The following is an 18,111-nucleotide window of genomic DNA, read 5'->3' as shown; positions in this document are numbered from 1 at the left end:
AGCTTGATCCATAATAGGAAGCTTCAACCTGATAAAGCAGGCTCGCAAAAAATTTTTGCGGGCCTTTTTTATTTGCCGTTTAGCGGGACAAGGCTGATTCCCAGGTATGTGCAGAGCTCAGCGGCCGTTTCCGCTTTGACATAAGACCACAGCATGAAAAACCGGCGCTGGTATCCCCGGCACAAGTAGAGGGCTTCGATGCCCTTGCTGTTCCGGTTTTCCTCGTATACGCGGATGCCGCGCGACCGCATATCTTTCCGAATGGCCGTAAGCTTGTGCATGGCTTTGTTTTGGACTTCGGACAGTCCGCGGATATAAACATCGGGCAGTTTGAGGGCAAGCGTACCCAGCGTGCGGATATCCCGTTCCAGAACGTCCAGCAGGACGACGTGCAGCACGTAGGTTTTGACAAGCAGCGTGTCTTCTTCGGCCGGGGCAGGGGGAAGGGATGATGCTTTCATGGGAGCACTTCCTTGAGAATAAAAATAGGAACGTATGTTCTTTTTATATTCATGTTACGTGAAAATGATGCATTATGGCAAGGGGCAAAACACTGGAAATCGTACCGGGACTTTCTGTTATAATAAATGGAGCGTTGGCAGCACGAGCCAAAACTTGTCTTTTCGAACGGAGGAAGATAATATATGATTTTGCATAAAGGGGAAATTTTATTCCACCAGGGGGATGGGGGGGAATATTTATACCATATCAAGAGCGGGTTGTTTAAAGTGACGCGCCTTCACGAAAACGGCAATATGGTGCTTTTTAATATATTATATGCAGGGGAAACAGTTCCTCATCATTCGTTAATTACGCCCAAAGAAGCCCATGGCACCGCCATTGCCTTGATGCGCAGCGAAGTGGAGCGGATCCCGGCGGAGGAATGGTACAGAGAAGTACGGGAGAAACCGGAAAAGGCGCTGGAGATCGCGCTGCTGCTGCAGGAGAAGGTCCGTTTCATGCAGAAAAGACTGGATCATTTAACGGTAGGCACGCCGGCGGAGCGGCTGGAGCTTTTGTCTGAATGGCTTGACGATTATTCGCATGGGGTTCATTTTACCGAGCTGCTGACGCAGGAGGAAATCGGGCAGCTGATCGGCGTGCGCCGTGAAACCATCAATCGCTTGCTAAGGGGACATTAAGGATGCTGCATCATGTGGAAATCAACGTTTCGGATTTGAAACGGAGCCGTGAATTTTGGGATTGGCTGCTGACAGCGCTCGGGTATGGAATATACCAGGAGTGGGAGCAGGGCTTCAGCTTTAAGCAGGGGCCTACGTACCTGGTTTTTGTACAGACAGAGGAGCGTTTCTTGGAGGCTCCCTACCACCGCAAGGCAACAGGGCTCAATCATTTGGCGTTTCACGCGGAATCCCGAAGACTGGTTGATCAGATGACGGATGCCATCAGGCACAAGGGAATCCCGCTTTTGTATGAGGACAAGCATCCGTATGCAGGCGGACCAGAGCATTACGCGGTATTCTTCGAGGATCCGGACCGGATTAAGGTGGAACTGGCCTGTGGCGTTTAAGTAGAGGTTATCGGCTGAGTTTGCAATTACATAACAAGATCCACAAAAATACGAGAGGCTCCTGAGAAGGAGCCCTTTTTATATTCCGTGAAAGGGCAAGCTGGGAAGACCTCACCAATGGGGTAAACGCACATATAATGGGTTATCTGAACCCAGAGAAAGGAGATAGCTCATATGAGTTACCCCCGGTATTTCGGCTATTATGCTGTTCCTTGCGTAACCCCTTATCCCCAGGCGCCCTTCTGGATTCGGGAATACCCCCAAGTAAAGACCGATACGCTGAATCAATCGATACAGGATTATTACAAACTGATGGAAGAGGGGTACCGCATTCTGAATAAGCTGTCCGAGCAGGGCTTTGCCGTTCAGGTCATGACGGCTGCCCAGGCGGGCAACAAACCGGAGGTCGACCGCCTGATGAAATCGATCAGCACCACGGTAACGATTGAGTCCGAGTTTTCCCCCAGCGGCATCGGCATCACGGTTGACCCCAAAGTTCAGAATGCCCCGTGCTGCAAACTGGCGATGTTCTTAAGATGGGGCAAATAAACGGATGCACTAAAAAAGGGATACCGTCCCTTATAGGACAAGTATCCCTTGGCTTTGAGCCGAAAGCTTATGCTTACGTCTTACAAACTTCCCGCAGGTCCGAAAAATTCATAATGAATCCGTTCAGCCGGCACGCCCCACGCCTGCAAAGCCTGATATACGGCGCTCATGAAAGGCACCGGACCGCAGAAGTAGAAATCCGAGTCCTTGGAAGTTACTTCTTGCAGCCAAGGAAGATCGATGTAGCCGGTTTTATGGCAGGTGCATTGACCAAGCGGTTTCTCGTAGCATACATACGATTTAAGCTTGTCATGAGCAGCATCGAGCTCCTCCACATGCTCTCTCATTGCGTGGAAGCCTTCGTTGATGGCAGCATGAATGTAGGTTACTTCCCGCTCAGGCTGCTCCTTCAGTACGGTTTCCAGCATGCTGATCATCGGAGTCAGGCCGACGCCGCCGCCGATAAGCACCAGCGGAATGTTGGACGACGTATCCAGTGTGAACGATCCGGCCGGTGCACTGACTTCAAGCACGTCACCTTCCTTGACAGAGTCATGCAAGTAGGTGGAGACAACACCAGCAGGCTTGCCGGGAGCTTCATCTTCACGTTTGACGGAAATTCGGTAGTAATCCTGTCCTGGAGCAGTAGACAAGCTGTAATGGCGAATATGAGAATAGGTTTCGCCTTCAGGTTTTACTCTCACGGTAATATATTGGCCTGGAAGATAACTGGATATTGCGCCACCATCCTGAGGTTTCAAGTAAAACGAAGTGATGACGTCGCTCTCTTTGACCTTGCGGTCGACGACGAAAGGACGGAATCCGCGCCAGCCGCCGGGAGTTTCTTCGGTTTCCCGGTACATCTCGGCTTCGACGCCGATGAAAGCATCGGCAATGACGGCATAGGCTTTGCCCCAAGCGTCGATGATTTCGGGAGTTGCTGCATCGCCCAGCACTTTTTTGATGGCGGCCAGCAGATTTTCGCCGACGATCGGATAATGCTCAGGCAGAATGTTCAGGGCCCGGTGCTTTTCGCCGATTTGCTTCACGACAGGCAGAATGTCCTCCAAATGGTCGATATGGGCCGCAGCCGCATATACGGCGTTCGCAAGGGCCTGAGGCTGTTTGCCTTCTCTTTGGTTGGCGTGGTTGAATATGTTAAGCAGTTCGGGGTGATTTTCGAACAACATGTTGTAAAAAGCGGTTGTAATTTCTTTTCCGTGAACTTCAAGAACAGGAACTGTCGATTTAATAATGTCAATGGTTTCTTGTGTTAGCATACGAATTCCTCTTTCCTCTGGTATGATTCGGGATGCTTTTGCTTCCTATTTCAGTATAGAAAACGGGTGGTATCCTAATTGTGATTCTCGTCACATTAAAGATAGAGAATGTGTGAACACCGTATTTTGGCAATGACTATGTTCACACTGAACGGTAACAGATAGGGCGATATCATGATTTTGCCTATGCAAATGTTGGCTTTTTACCAAATACAGCAAGTCAGCTGTTTAGCACTTGCCAAGAATGTGTTATAATATATGAAGAAACTAAACAAACAAAAGAAAGGATCAGGATACCATGTGTCCCCGAAGGAACAATCCCCAAAGGACGATTTGGAAACGTTATGATCTCTCTTACACTTAGCTCCCTTTCGTAGAGTACAGTCACCATGACACTAACGGACGTTAGACAAACTCTGCGAAAGAAGGAAGCCCAAGATGCGAAGGATTCGGTTCTGCAGGTTTCTGCCTTTTCACAGTGGTTTGTCACATCCATGACTAACCTACTTCGATGAGAGGGAACCTGTATGAGAAAGAAAGACCATTTAATTTCTAAAATTGCACCAATTGTTATGATGTTGTTCGGAACTTTTTTGCTGGCATTCGCGTATTATCACATCAATTTTCAAAATCATTTATCGGAGGGCGGATTCGTAGGGCTGTCTTTGCTCGGAAAATATGTGCTGGGCTTTAACCCGGCGCTAAGCATGCTGATTCTCGACATTCCCGTGATTCTGGTCGCCATGTTTTTGAAAGGACGTAAGTTTGTGATGAATACACTGCTCGCGACCTTTTCGTTTTCTATTTTTTACGAACTGCTCGAACGCTATTCCCTGCTGGTCATCGACCTGCACAATAATTTGCTGCTGGCTGCGCTGTTGTCCGGACTGGTCACAGGGTTTGCCACAGGACTGGTTCTCCGATTTGGGGGAGCTACCGGCGGAGATGACATTTTATCGCTGCTCATTAGCCGCTGGAGCGGACTGAAGGTAGGCACCGTGTTTATTTTGATGGATGCCGCCGTGCTGCTGCTGTCCCTGTTCTATTTGCCGCTGAAAGAAACGCTGTTTACGATTTTGGCGGTTGGCATTGCCGGGCAGACCATTACATTTACGCTTGCATTCCGTAAGGGGAAAACGGCCGTTACTGCCGTACCCGAACCGGCTCAATCTCAGAAGGTCGCCTCCACGCCCGTTCATGCGGTGCGGAGTGCTCATTAACAGATAACCGCCTGATTTCATTTTCGGAATCAGGCGGTTTTTTTGTTTCTGCACCGCTTCTTGAGGATCATCGGTGGCATGCTGCGGCCCCGGATCAAGAACTCATATTGGTCTGAATACGCCCGTCTTCGCCGTGAATGATCGTGTTGACGCCGGTTTTGGATGCCTGCTTCTTCGCCTCGTCGACGGCTTCCTTTTTGGAATCGAATGTCGATAACGGTTTATCCCGGCCTTCTTGTTTCAAAGCCCATCCTTCGTCAGCAGCAACAACATGCAAATTCGGTCGACTGGATAGTTCGGATGCTGAATTTTGGCGACCCGACTCATGCGGCTTCGACGGATGCTCCGAGCTGTGTGCATTGTCATGTGCATGATCCGCGCTGCTGCCTTCCGGATGGTCTTTGTCCCATTTTTCTGCTTGGGCGGTTGCGATGGCAATGGCCCGGCCTTCTTCATAACCTTCTTCCAATAATGCATTTGCAATATCAACGGCTTTATTTCGGACTCTGGCATCCAGATTTTTCATGGATACAGGGTAATCGTTTTTGTTCCAAGGCATTGGAATCCCTCCCGTGTAAATGGTTCTTGTACCGGTATATTACCCGGGGCGGGAGGAATCAAACGGTAGTAATTTGTAACAGATGGTTTATAATGGGAAAATGTCAAATCCCAAAAGGAGTTTTTCAAAATGATTCAGCTTATGATGATATTGATGTTTACAATGGTCATTCATACGGTTGACAGTTTATCCTACGCGCTGCGCTTAGGGGGGCTTCGAAGCCGTAGAATCACGCTGGCATTGTCGCTCTCAGGACTCCTGGTGCTGGTCTCTAGAACTTCCAATATCGCCCAAAGCCCGATGGTAGGAAATATGGTGGACAGAGCGCTGCAGTCGGCAGCCTTTCATCTGGAGTCCAAACTGCATGGGATCATAGCCGCTGCTACAATCGGAACGCTGCTGGCCATATTCCTGTTTCCGAGCGTAGTCAGACTGTGCTCCCGCATGGTCGTTCATCTGGAGGCTGCAGGCTCGGTTCCGAGAATGATTCGGAATATGATGACTTTTTCCAAGTGGAGACATGGTTTGACCTATTTCAGAAGACCGACCTTCGGCATGCTTCGCTCGCTGCTTGAGGGCCCGCTGCCCAAAAGGCTTATGGTGCTGAACATGCTCGTGACGGCAATCTACACCGTTGGCGTTCTTTCTTCATTATATGCGGCATACTTATGGCCGGCGTTTCGTCTGACAGCCTCGACCTCCTCCTGACTCATCAATGGCTTGGCGACCATTCTGCTGACGCTGCTGATCGATCCCCGGATCGCTTTGCTGTCAGATAAAGCCTTGCGCGGGGAGGCGGGGATTGCGAGTGTAAACCGGGTATTCGGCTTAATGATGGTATCCCGCATGGCGGGAACACTGCTAGCGCAGCTGCTGCTCGTTCCATGCGCTTATTGGATCGGCTGGATCATTAGGTAAGGAAATAATAAAAGAAAAAATTTACATATAACAGGGTTGACATAAGACCTTCAAGCTTTTAATATTTAAACCATTGAAATAATAGCTTACCTTATTAATTTGGACAGAGAGGGGGATCGGGATGGACGCGCTTGCCAATCGGCTTCATGCTGCCGTGAAATCATTGTGGCGAAGTCTGGAAACGGATGTCTGCAGGGAAGTGCAGGATTATTTAACGGGGCCGCAGCTGTTTATGCTGAACTATATTCACACGGAGCAGAGATGCAATTTGACGCAGCTTGCCGAACGGCTCGAGGTCAAACCGAGCGCTGTTACGGTCATGGTGGATCGCCTTGAGAAGGCAGGTTATGTTGCGCGCTCCAATGATCCTGCGGACCGAAGAGTGATTTTGGTGGGGACAACGCCGATGGGAGCCCAGGTTCTGGCCCAAGCCGTCCAAAAGAGGAATAGGTGCCTGAAGGAGCACATGTCCCGTCTAGAGCCCGAAGAGGTTCGGATCGTCACCGAGTTATGTGAAAAAATGGTTGTACCGAAGCAGCAGGATTAAACAAAAGCTTCATTATGGCTGCCGGAGCAGCAGGGCATACACAGCCCAGATTACATAATAGCCCTACAGCGCTGCAAGCTTACTTTCAGTAAAAACAAGGAGTGGAGTTCATTTGGAGGATTTATCCCAAAAGAGAAAAGTAACGATCATGATTGCGATTATTGCGGCCATGTTCTTCTCCGCGATCAATCAGACGATCGTCAGCACGGCAATGCCGCGAATCATAGCGATTCTCGGAGGCATGGACTATTATACATGGGTCATTACCATCTACATGCTGACCTCCACGATTGCAACGGTTCTCGTAGGCAAACTGTCTGATATATATGGACGCAAACCTTTCATCCTGGCCGGTATCGTGTTTTTTATTATCGGTGCATTTTTAAGCGGATTTTCAAAAGACATTTTTCAGCTCATCACATACCGGGGAATTCAGGGGATCGGAGCAGGGATTATTATGGCATCCGCCTTTACGGCTGTCGGCGATCTGTTCTCTCCGCGTGAAAGAGGCAAGTGGACCGGCATCATGATGGCTGTCTTCGGCTTCTCCAGCGTGCTCGGGCCGACGCTCGGCGGCTGGCTTGTGGATAACCTGGAGTGGAAATGGCTGTTCTGGATTTTCCTCCCGCTCGGCGTTGTCGCTTTTGTCATGATCATGATGCTGTTTCCGAAGGTTCAGCGCAAAAAGTCCGAGAAGATCGATTATTTCGGATCGCTCTTCCTGACGTTAACGATTGTTCCGCTTCTGCTTGGATTCTCATGGGCAGGTACAAAGTACGACTGGGGATCCTGGCAGATTCTCGGCCTGTTCGGAGCAGCTGCCGTGTTCCTGATTCTGTTCATACTCGTGGAAAGAGTCGTGAAAAGCCCGGTTCTTCCATTGTCCTTGTTCCGCAACGATATCGTCACCATCTCGAATGTGATCGGCTTCATCATGAATGCCGGCATGATGGGAGCTCTCATCTATCTGCCGTTCTTCGTGCAGGGGGTCGAGGGGATTTCGCCGACGTATTCGGGCTATGTGACGATGCCGATGTCCATTTCGATGGTTATTGTGAGCACCATTATCGGCAGACTGATTACCAAGACAGGGAAATACAAGCGTTTTGCCTTGGCAGGCATTCCGATCATGATCGTCGGCATGCTGATCATGGCCTACATGAATAGCGTATGGCTGGCCGTCGTGGCCATGATCGTGTTTGGCCTGGGACTCGGTATCGGCATGCCGGTATTCTCCCTCACGGTTCAGAATGCAGTCCGGCCTGACCAGCTTGGCGTTGCTACGGCATCTTCCCAGCTGTTCCGGAATTTGGGCGGCACGATCGGCATTGCCGTCATGGGCACGATCATGACATCCAGCCTGACCAGCAACATGAAGGATGCCATGACGTCGGGCAAAGGCGTGAATCTGCAGCAGCTGGATCCGGAAGTCGCCAAGCAGCTGGCGCCATTTCAGAATCCCGAAATGCTTCTCGATCAGCCGAAGCTCCACACGCTGCAGGAAACGATGCCGCAGGATGTGCAGGCCGTGCTCACGCAAATGATCGATATGCTGAAGCATGCGCTCCGTTCTTCCTTGACGACCGTATTCTTGTCAGGAGCGGCGCTCGTCGTCGTCGCGCTTGTGCTGACGTTCTTCCTGCGCGAAATTCCGCTGCGGACATCAAACAAAATGCCGGAAGCGTCGAAGCAGGCGAAATCCGAGAAAACGACGGCTACATCATCCGTTTAACAAGGCAAAAGCCTGAGGCTCTTATTTTAAGAGGCCTCAGGCTTTTTTAGTATATCCGGTAGACAAGTCTTCCGGGTTATTGAAACAGCGCCTTATATTCGCCATATCCCTGCTGATCCAGCTCTTCTTTCGGAACGAATCGGAGGGCAGCGGAGTTGATGCAGTAACGCAGGCCGCTTGGTCCCGGACCATCATCGAACACATGGCCAAGATGCGAATCGGAGCCTTTGCTGCGAACTTCGGTGCGGACCATCATATGGCTCAAATCCATCTTTTCCTTAATGCTGTAGTCACGGATGGGACGTGTAAAGCTTGGCCAGCCGCAGCCGGCATCGTATTTGTCGCGGGAGCTGAACAATGGCTCTCCGGATACGATATCCACGTAAATGCCTTCCCCGTGATGATCCCAGAAATCATTTTGGAAAGGGGGCTCTGTCGCATTGTTTTGCGTCACCTCGTACTGGATGGGAGTCAGTCGCTGCTTAAGCTCCGACTTATCCTTCTCCGGCGCCCAAGCCTTTTCCAGAAAATCATCCCGGCCGGAGCCTTTGCGGTAGCGCTTGTAGTGGCCCGGATTCTTCTTATGGTAGTCCTGATGGTATTCCTCAGCGGCATAAAAAGGCTGCGCAGGCAGGATCGGAGTTACGATCGGCTTGTTGAAGCGGCCGCTATCGGCCAGCTTGGCTTTGGAAGCCTCTGCCTGAACCCGCTGCTCGTCGGTATGGTAAAAGATGGCCGTCCGGTACGAATGCCCGCGGTCGTAGAACTGTCCCCCCTCGTCCGTCGGATCGATTTGCTGCCAAAAGAGCTCCAGCAGCTTGTTATAAGGGAAGACTTCCGGGTTGTACATAATTTGCACCGCTTCGACATGTCCTGTCGTATCGGAGCAGACTTCTTCATAGGTAGGGTTTTCGGTATGGCCGCCCGTATACCCGGATTCCACCTTGATGATGCCGGGCAGCTCTTCAAACGGGGCTACCATGCACCAAAAGCATCCGCCTGCAAAGGTCGCTTTTTCCTGATGAACCGCTTGTAAATCGCTCATGATATCACTCCGTTTCATGATTTGTCTTCTTTATTATAATCGATCTCCATCCCAGAACCAAGGAAAGGGCCCTGCCGCCGCGAACGTTCGCTCTTGCGGTATAGGAGCAGCAGCAGTCCCAGCAGTAATACGTAACCGCCAACAACGGCAATCGAAGCAAGCGGATGCCGCCCGCCCTGGCCGCCGAGAAAGGCATACAGAAATATGCCAGGCAGCTTGCCGAGTCCGGAGGCGACGGTAAAAGTCCAGAAGGGAACCGATGCCACCCCCGCGAACACATTCACGGCCATCTGCGGAATGACGGGGATCAAGCGTCCGGCGGCAATGCTGGCGAAGGGACGGGACTCCACCCACGAGGTAAATGTCTGCAGGGCTTTGACGCGTCCGAGGTAACGTCGTCCTTGTTCCCTGAAAAAGGTTCTGACAAGCGCATAGATAACGGTCGCGGCGATCAGGGTGCCCAGCCAGCTGATGACTGCTGCCCATAGGGTGCCGAAGGAATAACCGAGTGCGGCGATGACCAGCTTGTAGGGAAGGATGGGAAAAAGGGCGATCAGGGTCGCCAGAGCTAGCAGAACGGGAAACGACCCGTGCTGATGCATGTAATCCACGATCGCGTTCCTGTAAATCAATGCTATCGTTAATACAGCCGCGTACAGAGCGGCGAGCAGCCATTTGTTCATGCCTATTCCTCTCTTATCGGGATCGCCTGTCTGCTCCATCATACCAAAGATGAAAGCTAAAAATAAAACCATGGTAATTTTCCAAGGGGTTTGCTATAATGACTTCAACAAGTGAATAGTTCCCAAAGGGGAGTAGCTCATGCAATAAAGTCGTCATTACGGGATCAGCATCCCCGGCTTTATTGGCAACGTAACGTTGTTTTGCGAGACCTTTGCCTGATTTTCATTAGGTAAAGGTCTTTTTTGGTGGAAAAAAAGCGCCATTACCTGATGAAGGTAAGGGGCGCTTTTTTCATGCGGCGGACTAATCATAGCAAACAATTTAATCAGGGAAGTCACACTCCCAAAAACCGGAAAGGTGGAATTGAAATGGAATTGTTAAGCATGGCATTTTGGACAGCCCTGATGTCAATCGTTATCATCGACTTGGTACTTGCCGGAGACAATGCCATCGTCATCGGTCTTGCCGCACGCAACGTAAGAAAAGAAGATCAGAAAAAAGTCATCCTGTGGGGGACCGTCGGTGCGGTCGTTATCCGGGTTATCGCCACGCTGCTTGTCGTTCAGCTGCTGCTGATCCCGGGTCTGCGTTTGGTCGGCGGGCTGGCGCTCATTTGGATCGCCTACAAGCTATTGATCGATGAGAAAAAGCATGATATCTCGGCGGGGAATCAGATTTGGGCAGCCATTCGCACCATTATCATCGCGGACGCCATGATGGGCCTCGATAACGTGCTCGCAGTTGCAGGAGCAGCACACGGCGACTTCCTGCTCGTCATCATCGGTCTTGCGATTTCGGTTCCGATCATGGTCTGGGGAAGCACGATCATCGTTAAACTGACTGAAAGATTCCCGTTCATCATCACTTTCGGATCCGCCGTGCTCGCCTGGACCGCTTCGAAGATGCTGGTCGAAGAGCCGATGATTCACGATCTGTTCAGCAATGCTTTCCTGAAGTACGCGTTTGAGCTTGTCGTTGTTCTGGCGGTTGTTTTGATCGGTCTCCGTTCGAAGAAGAAGAAAGCCGAGGCGGCAAAGGGCCAGGCGGTCGGCATGAATTGAGTAAGTATTCCGTCTGGGATACCGGAGAAGCGCCTTCTCTTTAATTCAGTACAATTTATATAGTAAAGAAGGTATAATGTGTATCGATCCTTGCGTACGAGAGTGAAAGGTGGATTGTGCACAATGAATGACAGCATCAGCAAGCGGCGGATTGCCATGATCGGCATCGGGGATATTGCACGGAAGGTATATCTGCCGCTTTTGGCGCATCACGAGCAAGCCGAAATCGTCGGCGTCATCAGCCGTTCGGAAGAAACGGTACAGCGGACCGTGGCGCAATATCGGCTTCAGCATGGAACCACGAATTTAAATGAACTATGGTCATGGGGCGTGGATGCGGTCTTCGTCCACAGTCCGACAGCCGCCCATTACGATATTGTTAAAGCCTGCCTGGAGCATGGCCTTCCGGTATACGTGGATAAGCCGCTTAGCGCCGATTTGTCCGAATGCAGGGAGCTTGCTGCGCTGGCAAAAGCCAAGGGACTTCTTCTGGCTGTGGGCTTTAACCGCAGATTCGCCCCCATGTATCAGGAAGCTAAGTCATGGCTGGCCTCGGCGGGCGGCTTTGACCAGATGTCCGCGGTCAAACATCGTACACGGCAGCAGTCCGGTACCGCCGGCGAGACCGTATTCGACGATCTCATTCATATGCTCGACCTTCTCCTGTGGCTTGGCGGGGATGAATACCATATCGCTTCTCGGCAGCTTGTAAGGGACGCGGAGGGACGCATGCTCCATGCATCCGGCGCCCTCGGCTTTAGGGATACGCGCTATGGGAGCTATGGCATGGTCAGGCAGGCGGGGACAGATCTGGAGAAGCTGGAGCTTCACGGCGGCGGCCGGTCCGCAGAGGTTATTAATCTCGAACAAGCGGTTCTTTACGAAAAAGGCCAATCATCCGTGACACGTACCTTTGGCAGCTGGGATACCATTCTGGAGCGCAGAGGCTTCGCCGGCGCGGTCAATCATTTTCTGGAGTGCATCGTCCGTCCTGAGCTTTGCAGCATCCGGGCCGATAAGGTCTTAAGCAGCCATGAACTGGCCGCAAGGATCGCGGACAACAGTTAGGGGGAACTAAGCAATGGATGAATACCGCAAATCAGTGGAAGAAGGCATCGTGGAAAGCTACCGTCAGGACGAGGATATGATGATTCTTGTGTTCGCTCAGTGGTGCGTGAACGAGGGCTTGGACCCCGAGGAACTGTATCTGAAGGCCTATCCGCAGCAGCAGAGCAACGAAAGATTGCAGCGCGTATTGGAACTGACCGTACCCAAAGAAGAGGCAGGTCCGATTCCGGACGATACGGTCCTTGGCGTGTTGACCCTGTTCGGCAACGAGGATTTGGCGTTCGTGGTTTCCGAGGCCATATCCGGCAGACCGGCGAAATAGGATATGAAGAAAAGGCAGTCACCCTTGAAAGGTGTCTGCCTTTTTGTGTCGGAAGCTCCTGCCGGATTAGATTTGTTCCCGGTTCGCGATCCGGAATTCCTTGGGGGATTTGCCGAAACGGGAACGGAATACACGATGAAAATACGTGTAATTGGCAAATCCGGAGGTTTCCGCGATATTCTCGAGCGACATCGGACTGAAAATGATGCGCTCGCGGGCCATCTCCAGGCGGACGTCCAGCGTGTACTGCATGATGCTGGTTCCAAACGCCTCCTTGAAGAGGTGAACGGCCCGGGAGACGCTGATACCGACATGCGCAGCCACATCCTCCAGCTTGAAGGATACGGAGGCATGCTCCTCTATGTAATGTTTGATCTGGTAAGCCAGATAGGTTTTTGGCGTCGTGGATGGATGCTCGCGCAACAGCCGGTCCGTTTCGAGGCATAAGATCCGCATGTAATATCCCGAGATTTCCGGGAAAGGATTGGACATTTTACGCTGCTCCAGCACGATTTGCCTGAAAAGGGTCAACACAGTCTCATTCAGGGGAACCCGAATCCGTGTAGGGCGTTTTTGCCGTGCCCACCATTCGTCTATCCAGGTACCGCCGAAAAAAATATGATAATCGCCGCTTTCGACCGCAAGCTCGTTCTGGGCATTGAGTTCTTCTTCGATGCGCAGCTCATAGGGCTCGTCAGGCGAAAAAATCAGCAGATCCCCTGCTTCGATCCGCACCATCTCGCCATCGACGCGGGCTCGGCAGCGCCCGTCCGTTTGCAGCCGCATGAGATAGTTTTTGACTCCGTTCATTTCAGTCATGTAAAAGGGTTTATGATGAAATGAGAATCCTGCTGTATAGATATGTACGGTTTCTTGCGTGGACATGAAATGACTCCTTTGACAAAGGTGAATGCAGACATAATCCGGACTTGTAAAAATAATGACCAGATTGTTCATGTTTTAATCATATTCTTCATTTTAATATAAATGAATTCGGAATACCATGGGTACTAGATTGTTGATTCGTCTTGTAAAATACGCAAAAGAACCGCGGATAAGTTTAGGTGTTAGACGGGGGAGAGGCCGCTGCACGGATGCCTGAATGAGGAGCTGTAAACGCATTCAGTACTGATGGACTGCTGGCTTATCGTGTAATAGCGATTGACAAGTCCCTGATGCCGTCCATCGTTTCGATGGGATCCCGCGTGAAGCAAATATGTGGTTTTGGAGAGTGAACACGAATGGCCGGGCGCGCAAGCAGGCAAATTCGGATAGACTCCATCCTATATAAGGAGGATGCATTTGATGTATCTATCCAAGATGGCTAACAACGCATCCATTCTTCATTAATTCAAAAACAGGAGTGAGGCAAACATGTTAAAACTCGGTTTGCAATTGTACACCGTCCGCGACCAAATGGAGCAGGATTTTGAGGGGACGCTGAAGAAGGTAGCAGAACTTGGATATCAGGGCGTTGAATTCCACACTTTCTTCGGACGTCCTGCTGCCGAAGTGAAAGCACTGCTGGACAAGTACGGTCTCGTTGCGCTCGGAACCCATACGCCTTATGAGCGGATGCTGTCCGCGCTCGATGAGGAAATTGCCTACAACCAAGAAATCGGCAATGCCCATCTGATCATTCCTTATTTGGGCGAAGATCATCGTCAATGGGATGAAGTGTTCGCTAATTTGAAGACAATCGGCGACCGCTGCAAAGAGCAGCAGGCCGTGCTGCTGTACCACAACCATGACTTTGAGTTCAACGAAAAGATCGGCGAGCAAACCGTATTCGACGCCATGTACGCGGCCGTTCCAGCAGAACAGCTCCAGGTGGAGCTGGATACTTGCTGGGCACACTTTGCAGGGTACAGCCCGGCCGAGTATATCCATGCTTACGCGGGTCGCCTTCCAATTGTTCACTGGAAGGATGTGCGACGCCAAGAGGATGGCTCGCCGCTCACAGTTGAGCTGGGTCAAGGCGAAGTGGATTTGAAGGCCGTTGCCGAGGCAGCGGACAAAGCAGGAGTGGAGTGGATCGTGGTGGAGCAGGATATCTGCCAGAACCCGCCGCTTGAAAGCATTGCAAAAAGTATGGAATGGATCAAAAATTACGCTCAAAACGGAGGACCTGTACATGTCTAATTCGAACCAAACATTGAAAATTGCAATCATCGGCTGCGGAGGAATCGCTAACGGAAAGCATATGCCGAGTCTGGCGAAGCAGCCTCAAGCCCAAATGGTGGCTTTTTGTGATATCGAGAAAGAGCGTGCTGAAAAGGCTGCCGCGGAATTCGGCGCGGAAGGCGTTAAAGTATACACGGATTTCCGTGAGCTGCTGAAAGACGAGAGTATTGACGTCATTCATGTATGTACGCCTAATGACTCCCACTCGGAAATTTCCGTCGCTTCGCTGGAAGCCGGCAAGCATGTGATGTGCGAAAAGCCGATGGCCAAAACGACGGCTCAAGCGAAGGAAATGGTGGAGGCGGCAAAACGCACGGGCAAAAAGCTGACCATCGGCTACCAAAACCGGTATCGTAACGACAGCCAATACCTGAAACAGCTTTGCGAAGCCGGAGAGCTTGGCGATATCTATCTGGGCAAGGCTTTGGCGGTCCGTCGCCGGGGTGTTCCGACATGGGGCGTATTCCTGGACGAAGAAAAGCAGGGCGGAGGCCCGCTGATCGATATCGGCACGCATGCGCTTGATTTGACGCTGTGGCTGATGGATAACTATAAACCGAAAAGCGTGCTGGGATCAACGTTCCACAAGCTGGGACAACATGAAAATGCGGCCAACGCGTTCGGTCCATGGGATCCGGAGCAGTTTAAGGTGGAGGACTCCGCATTCGGCTTCATTCAGATGGAAAACGGTGCTACAATTATGCTGGAATCCAGCTGGGCGCTGAACGTGGTTGAAACGGGCGAAGCTAAGACGATTCTTGCCGGAACCGAAGGGGGAGCCGACATGAAAGACGGACTTCGCATCAATGGCGAGAAGCTGAGCCGTTTGTATGACACCAAAGTGGATCTGAATGCAGGAGGGGTAGCCTTTTATTCCGGTTCGGCCGAAAGCGAGTCTGACTTGGAGCAAAGATTGTGGCTTGAAGCGATCCTTGAAGACAAAGAGCCTGTAGTCAAACCTGAGCAGGCGTTTGTCGTTACGCAAATTTTGGAGGCTATTTATGAGTCTGCCAAAACAGGAAAAGCTGTATATTTTGAGTAATCTTTCCGAATCGTATAGGAATTTAAGAACGACCCTTCCCCATGCAGCCGGGCTGTATGGGGATTCGGATTTCATAGTGATACGGGCATGAAATCGTCCATAGTTCAAAAGAATAGACTTAGGGAGGAATTTTCGTTGAAACTTGGCGTATTTATGGTATTGTTTGGTGACCGCAAGCTGGAAGACGCACTTGATTATGTAGCTTCCAAAGGACTTAAGGCAGTGGAAATCGGTACGGGCGGCAATCCGGGCAAGTCGCACTGCAATCCTGCAGAGCTGCTGGAGAATGAAGCCAAACTGAAGGAATTCAAGCATACGGTGGAATCCCGCGGACTGATGATCAGCGCGCTCAGCTGCCACGGCAACCCGCTCCATCCGCAGAAGCATCTGGCTGAAGCTGATCATACGGACTTCGTGAACACCGTGAAGCTGGCCGAGAAATTGGGCGTAGAGGTAGTGAACACGTTCTCCGGTTGCCCCGGAGACCATGAGAATGCCAAATATCCGAACTGGCCGGTAGCACCTTGGCCGAACGATTATCAGGAAATTTTGGCATGGCAGTGGGAGAACAAAGTCATCCCTTATTGGACCGAGCAGGCAAAATTTGCGGCGGACCATCATGTGAAAATCGGTCTGGAGCTTCACGGCGGCTTCTCGGTGCATACGCCGGCAACGCTGCTGCGCCTTCGCGAGGCAGCCGGCGAAACGATCGGCGCCAACCTGGATCCAAGCCATATGTGGTGGCAGGGCATCGATCCGGTTCAGGCGATTCACATTTTGGGACGTGCCGGTGCGATCCACCATTTCCACGCGAAAGATACCGTGATTGATCCGATCAACGTCAATCGCTACGGCCTGACGGATATGCAGCCTTACACGAACATGCTGGACCGTGCATGGCAGTTCCGCAGCGTGGGCTACGGCCATGACGTGAAGACATGGGCCGATATCATCAGCGCGCTGCGCCTGGTCGGCTATGATTATGCAGTCAGCATCGAGCATGAAGACGGATTGATGTCTATTGAAGAGGGCTTCTCGAAAGCCGTATCCAACTTACAACAGGTACTCATCGAAGAGTCGCTTGGCGACATGTGGTGGGTCTAGGGGGAAACGAAAGTGATTAACGTAACGATCTGGAATGAATTTGTCCATGAGAAGATCCATGACGAGGTAAAGGCAGTATATCCGGAAGGCATTCATTCGGCACTGGCCGATGGTCTTCAGGCAGGCGGTTTTGCCATTACGACCGCGACACTCGAACAGCCGGAGCACGGCCTTACCGAGGACGTTTTGAATACGACCGACGTGCTGATCTGGTGGGGCCATATGGCGCATGACCGCGTAAGCGACGAAATTACCGCGCGGGTCGTCAAACGGGTTCAGGAGGGAATGGGATTGATCGTGCTCCATTCCGGACATTTCTCCAAGCCTTTCAAAGCATTAATGGGCACCTCCTGTGATTTGAAATGGCGCGAGGCGGGAGAACAGGAGATCCTTTGGAACGTGAACCCGTCGCATCCGATTGCCGAGGGCGTCGATGCCAAGATCATTCTAGAACATGAAGAAATGTATGGGGAGTTCTTCGACATTCCAACGCCGGATGAGCTGGTATTCATCAGCAACTTTGCAGGTGGAGAGGTGTTCAGAAGTGGCTGTACCTTCCGCCGGGGCCGGGGGAAAATCTTCTATTTCCGCCCAGGGCACGAGACTTACCCGACATACTACCAGCCTGAAGTCCTTAAAGTCATTTCCAATGCGGTTCGTTGGGCGAACCCGGCCGCAGGCCATGCGCTTCAGTTCGGGAATATGCAGCCGGTCAGGGCGCTCGGTGAATCGACGGCACTCTAACAACATTCATGCAGATCACCACAAGCAAAAGGCAAATATCTGCCTTTTGCTTTTTCTTTTTGAGCAATTCGCGGGAGCTTTGTTTTCTTTTGAAAGAAAATGTGTTAAAATGAAACAAACTAACTTAATGTAAGCTTTCATGAGACGTAACTGTTTACATGGATCCTGTAAAGAGGTGAAAGATCATGAACAGTCAGGATTTCAGTATGTGTCCGCGGTTTGAAACTGCATTTTCCGTTCTGGGCAAGCGTTGGAACGGATTAATCATTTACTCGTTGATGAACGGACCGAAAAGGTTCAAGGATATATCCCATATCATACCTTCGATGAGCGATAAAATGCTGTCCGAGCGTATGAAGGATTTGGAAACCGAAGGCATTTTGGAACGCCATGTTTATCCTGAAACCCCGGTTCGTATTGAATACGAATTGACGGAAAAAGGCAAAGCGCTGCAGCCCGTCATGGACCAGGTTCAAAACTGGGCGGAGCATTGGTGTGAAATTATGAAGTAATCACCTGAA

Annotated in this window: 20 protein-coding genes and 1 pseudogene; 15 read left to right on the top strand and 6 right to left on the bottom strand. The window is 51.1% G+C overall.

The window, feature by feature from the left end; genetic code table 11:
* Nucleotides 1–68: 68 nt before the first annotated feature.
* Nucleotides 69–461, bottom strand: a complete 393-nt coding sequence (locus tag ACTHPM_RS09505) for a hypothetical protein (RefSeq protein WP_440394931.1) — start codon at nucleotides 459–461, stop codon at nucleotides 69–71.
* 183 nt (nucleotides 462–644) lie between these two features.
* Here ACTHPM_RS09505 and ACTHPM_RS09500 point away from each other — a divergent pair, with 183 nt between their 5' ends.
* From ACTHPM_RS09500 to ACTHPM_RS09490, 3 genes are all read left to right on the top strand, one after another.
* Complete coding sequence (locus ACTHPM_RS09500) at nucleotides 645–1,142, top strand: Crp/Fnr family transcriptional regulator (protein WP_440394930.1); 498 nt, start codon at nucleotides 645–647, stop codon at nucleotides 1,140–1,142.
* 2 nt (nucleotides 1,143–1,144) lie between these two features.
* Nucleotides 1,145–1,531 carry a VOC family protein gene (locus tag ACTHPM_RS09495; RefSeq protein WP_440394929.1) on the top strand — a complete coding sequence of 129 codons (387 nt, stop codon included), beginning with the start codon at nucleotides 1,145–1,147 and terminating at the stop codon, nucleotides 1,529–1,531.
* Between the two features lie 174 nt (nucleotides 1,532–1,705).
* The gene (locus tag ACTHPM_RS09490) at nucleotides 1,706–2,080 is read left to right on the top strand and encodes a hypothetical protein (RefSeq protein WP_440394928.1); all 375 of its coding nucleotides are present in this window, start codon (nucleotides 1,706–1,708) and stop codon (nucleotides 2,078–2,080) included.
* 80 nt (nucleotides 2,081–2,160) lie between these two features.
* On the opposite strand, the gene hmpA is transcribed toward ACTHPM_RS09490, so the two are convergent.
* Nucleotides 2,161–3,360 (bottom strand): NO-inducible flavohemoprotein, encoded by a 1,200-nt coding sequence (gene hmpA, locus ACTHPM_RS09485; RefSeq protein WP_440394927.1) that lies wholly within the window; start codon nucleotides 3,358–3,360, stop codon nucleotides 2,161–2,163.
* Nucleotides 3,361–3,887: 527 nt separating this feature from the next.
* On the opposite strand from hmpA, the gene ACTHPM_RS09480 reads away from it, so the two are divergent.
* Nucleotides 3,888–4,580 carry a YitT family protein gene (locus ACTHPM_RS09480; RefSeq protein ID WP_440394926.1) on the top strand — a complete coding sequence of 231 codons (693 nt, stop codon included), beginning with the start codon at nucleotides 3,888–3,890 and terminating at the stop codon, nucleotides 4,578–4,580.
* Nucleotides 4,581–4,674: 94 nt separating this feature from the next.
* On the opposite strand, the gene ACTHPM_RS09475 is transcribed toward ACTHPM_RS09480, so the two are convergent.
* Nucleotides 4,675–5,139: a DUF2188 domain-containing protein gene (locus tag ACTHPM_RS09475; protein WP_440394925.1), complete on the bottom strand. Its 465-nt coding sequence runs from the start codon at nucleotides 5,137–5,139 to the stop codon at nucleotides 4,675–4,677.
* Nucleotides 5,140–5,268: 129 nt separating this feature from the next.
* Here ACTHPM_RS09475 and ACTHPM_RS09470 point away from each other — a divergent pair.
* From ACTHPM_RS09470 to ACTHPM_RS09460, 3 genes and pseudogenes are all read left to right on the top strand, one after another.
* A pseudogene (locus ACTHPM_RS09470) lies at nucleotides 5,269–6,057 on the top strand (lipid II flippase family protein).
* Nucleotides 6,058–6,178: 121 nt separating this feature from the next.
* A complete protein-coding gene (locus ACTHPM_RS09465; protein ID WP_440394924.1) occupies nucleotides 6,179–6,604 on the top strand; it encodes a MarR family transcriptional regulator in 426 nt (141 codons plus the stop codon).
* Between the two features lie 112 nt (nucleotides 6,605–6,716).
* Nucleotides 6,717–8,336, top strand: a complete 1,620-nt coding sequence (locus ACTHPM_RS09460; protein ID WP_440394923.1) for an MDR family MFS transporter — start codon at nucleotides 6,717–6,719, stop codon at nucleotides 8,334–8,336.
* Between the two features lie 76 nt (nucleotides 8,337–8,412).
* Here the strand turns inward: ACTHPM_RS09460 and msrA are convergent, their stop codons facing one another.
* Complete coding sequence (gene msrA, locus ACTHPM_RS09455; RefSeq protein ID WP_440421520.1) at nucleotides 8,413–9,381, bottom strand: peptide-methionine (S)-S-oxide reductase MsrA; 969 nt, start codon at nucleotides 9,379–9,381, stop codon at nucleotides 8,413–8,415.
* A gap of 14 nt (nucleotides 9,382–9,395) precedes the next feature.
* Nucleotides 9,396–10,064 carry a TVP38/TMEM64 family protein gene (locus ACTHPM_RS09450; RefSeq protein WP_440394921.1) on the bottom strand — a complete coding sequence of 223 codons (669 nt, stop codon included), beginning with the start codon at nucleotides 10,062–10,064 and terminating at the stop codon, nucleotides 9,396–9,398.
* Between the two features lie 369 nt (nucleotides 10,065–10,433).
* Here ACTHPM_RS09450 and ACTHPM_RS09445 point away from each other — a divergent pair, with 369 nt between their 5' ends.
* From ACTHPM_RS09445 to ACTHPM_RS09435, 3 genes are all read left to right on the top strand, one after another.
* On the top strand, nucleotides 10,434–11,126 hold the full coding sequence (locus tag ACTHPM_RS09445; protein ID WP_440394920.1) for a TerC family protein: 693 nt from the start codon (nucleotides 10,434–10,436) through the stop codon (nucleotides 11,124–11,126).
* 123 nt (nucleotides 11,127–11,249) lie between these two features.
* Nucleotides 11,250–12,194 (top strand): Gfo/Idh/MocA family protein, encoded by a 945-nt coding sequence (locus tag ACTHPM_RS09440; protein WP_440394919.1) that lies wholly within the window; start codon nucleotides 11,250–11,252, stop codon nucleotides 12,192–12,194.
* 13 nt (nucleotides 12,195–12,207) lie between these two features.
* Nucleotides 12,208–12,516, top strand: coding sequence for a hypothetical protein (locus ACTHPM_RS09435; RefSeq protein ID WP_440394918.1), 309 nt, complete (start codon nucleotides 12,208–12,210; stop codon nucleotides 12,514–12,516).
* A gap of 66 nt (nucleotides 12,517–12,582) precedes the next feature.
* Here ACTHPM_RS09435 and ACTHPM_RS09430 read toward each other — a convergent pair whose 3' ends face one another.
* Nucleotides 12,583–13,401 (bottom strand): AraC family transcriptional regulator, encoded by an 819-nt coding sequence (locus ACTHPM_RS09430; RefSeq protein ID WP_440394917.1) that lies wholly within the window; start codon nucleotides 13,399–13,401, stop codon nucleotides 12,583–12,585.
* Nucleotides 13,402–13,890: 489 nt separating this feature from the next.
* Between ACTHPM_RS09430 and ACTHPM_RS09425 the strand changes: the two genes are divergently transcribed.
* The 5 genes from ACTHPM_RS09425 to ACTHPM_RS09405 all read left to right on the top strand — a co-directional run bounded on the left by ACTHPM_RS09425 (nucleotide 13,891) and on the right by ACTHPM_RS09405 (nucleotide 18,102).
* Entirely contained in the window at nucleotides 13,891–14,658 is a 768-nt protein-coding gene (locus ACTHPM_RS09425) for a sugar phosphate isomerase/epimerase family protein (RefSeq protein WP_440394916.1), read from the top strand.
* Nucleotides 14,651–15,742, top strand: a complete 1,092-nt coding sequence (locus ACTHPM_RS09420; protein WP_440394915.1) for a Gfo/Idh/MocA family protein — start codon at nucleotides 14,651–14,653, stop codon at nucleotides 15,740–15,742. The genes ACTHPM_RS09425 and ACTHPM_RS09420 overlap by 8 nt, the downstream gene beginning before the upstream one ends.
* A 135-nt stretch (nucleotides 15,743–15,877) precedes the next feature.
* A complete protein-coding gene (locus tag ACTHPM_RS09415; RefSeq protein ID WP_440394914.1) occupies nucleotides 15,878–16,846 on the top strand; it encodes a sugar phosphate isomerase/epimerase family protein in 969 nt (322 codons plus the stop codon).
* Between the two features lie 12 nt (nucleotides 16,847–16,858).
* Entirely contained in the window at nucleotides 16,859–17,590 is a 732-nt protein-coding gene (locus ACTHPM_RS09410; RefSeq protein WP_440394913.1) for a ThuA domain-containing protein, read from the top strand.
* Nucleotides 17,591–17,775: 185 nt separating this feature from the next.
* Complete coding sequence (locus ACTHPM_RS09405) at nucleotides 17,776–18,102, top strand: winged helix-turn-helix transcriptional regulator (RefSeq protein ID WP_440394912.1); 327 nt, start codon at nucleotides 17,776–17,778, stop codon at nucleotides 18,100–18,102.
* Nucleotides 18,103–18,111: the final 9 nt, after the last annotated feature.

The organism is Paenibacillus sp. SAFN-054 (assembly GCF_051966755.1).
Lineage (GTDB): Bacteria > Bacillota > Bacilli > Paenibacillales > Paenibacillaceae > Paenibacillus_AQ.
The sequence above is the reverse complement of the archived record's forward strand: the minus strand, read 5'-3'. Positions and strand labels throughout refer to the sequence as shown.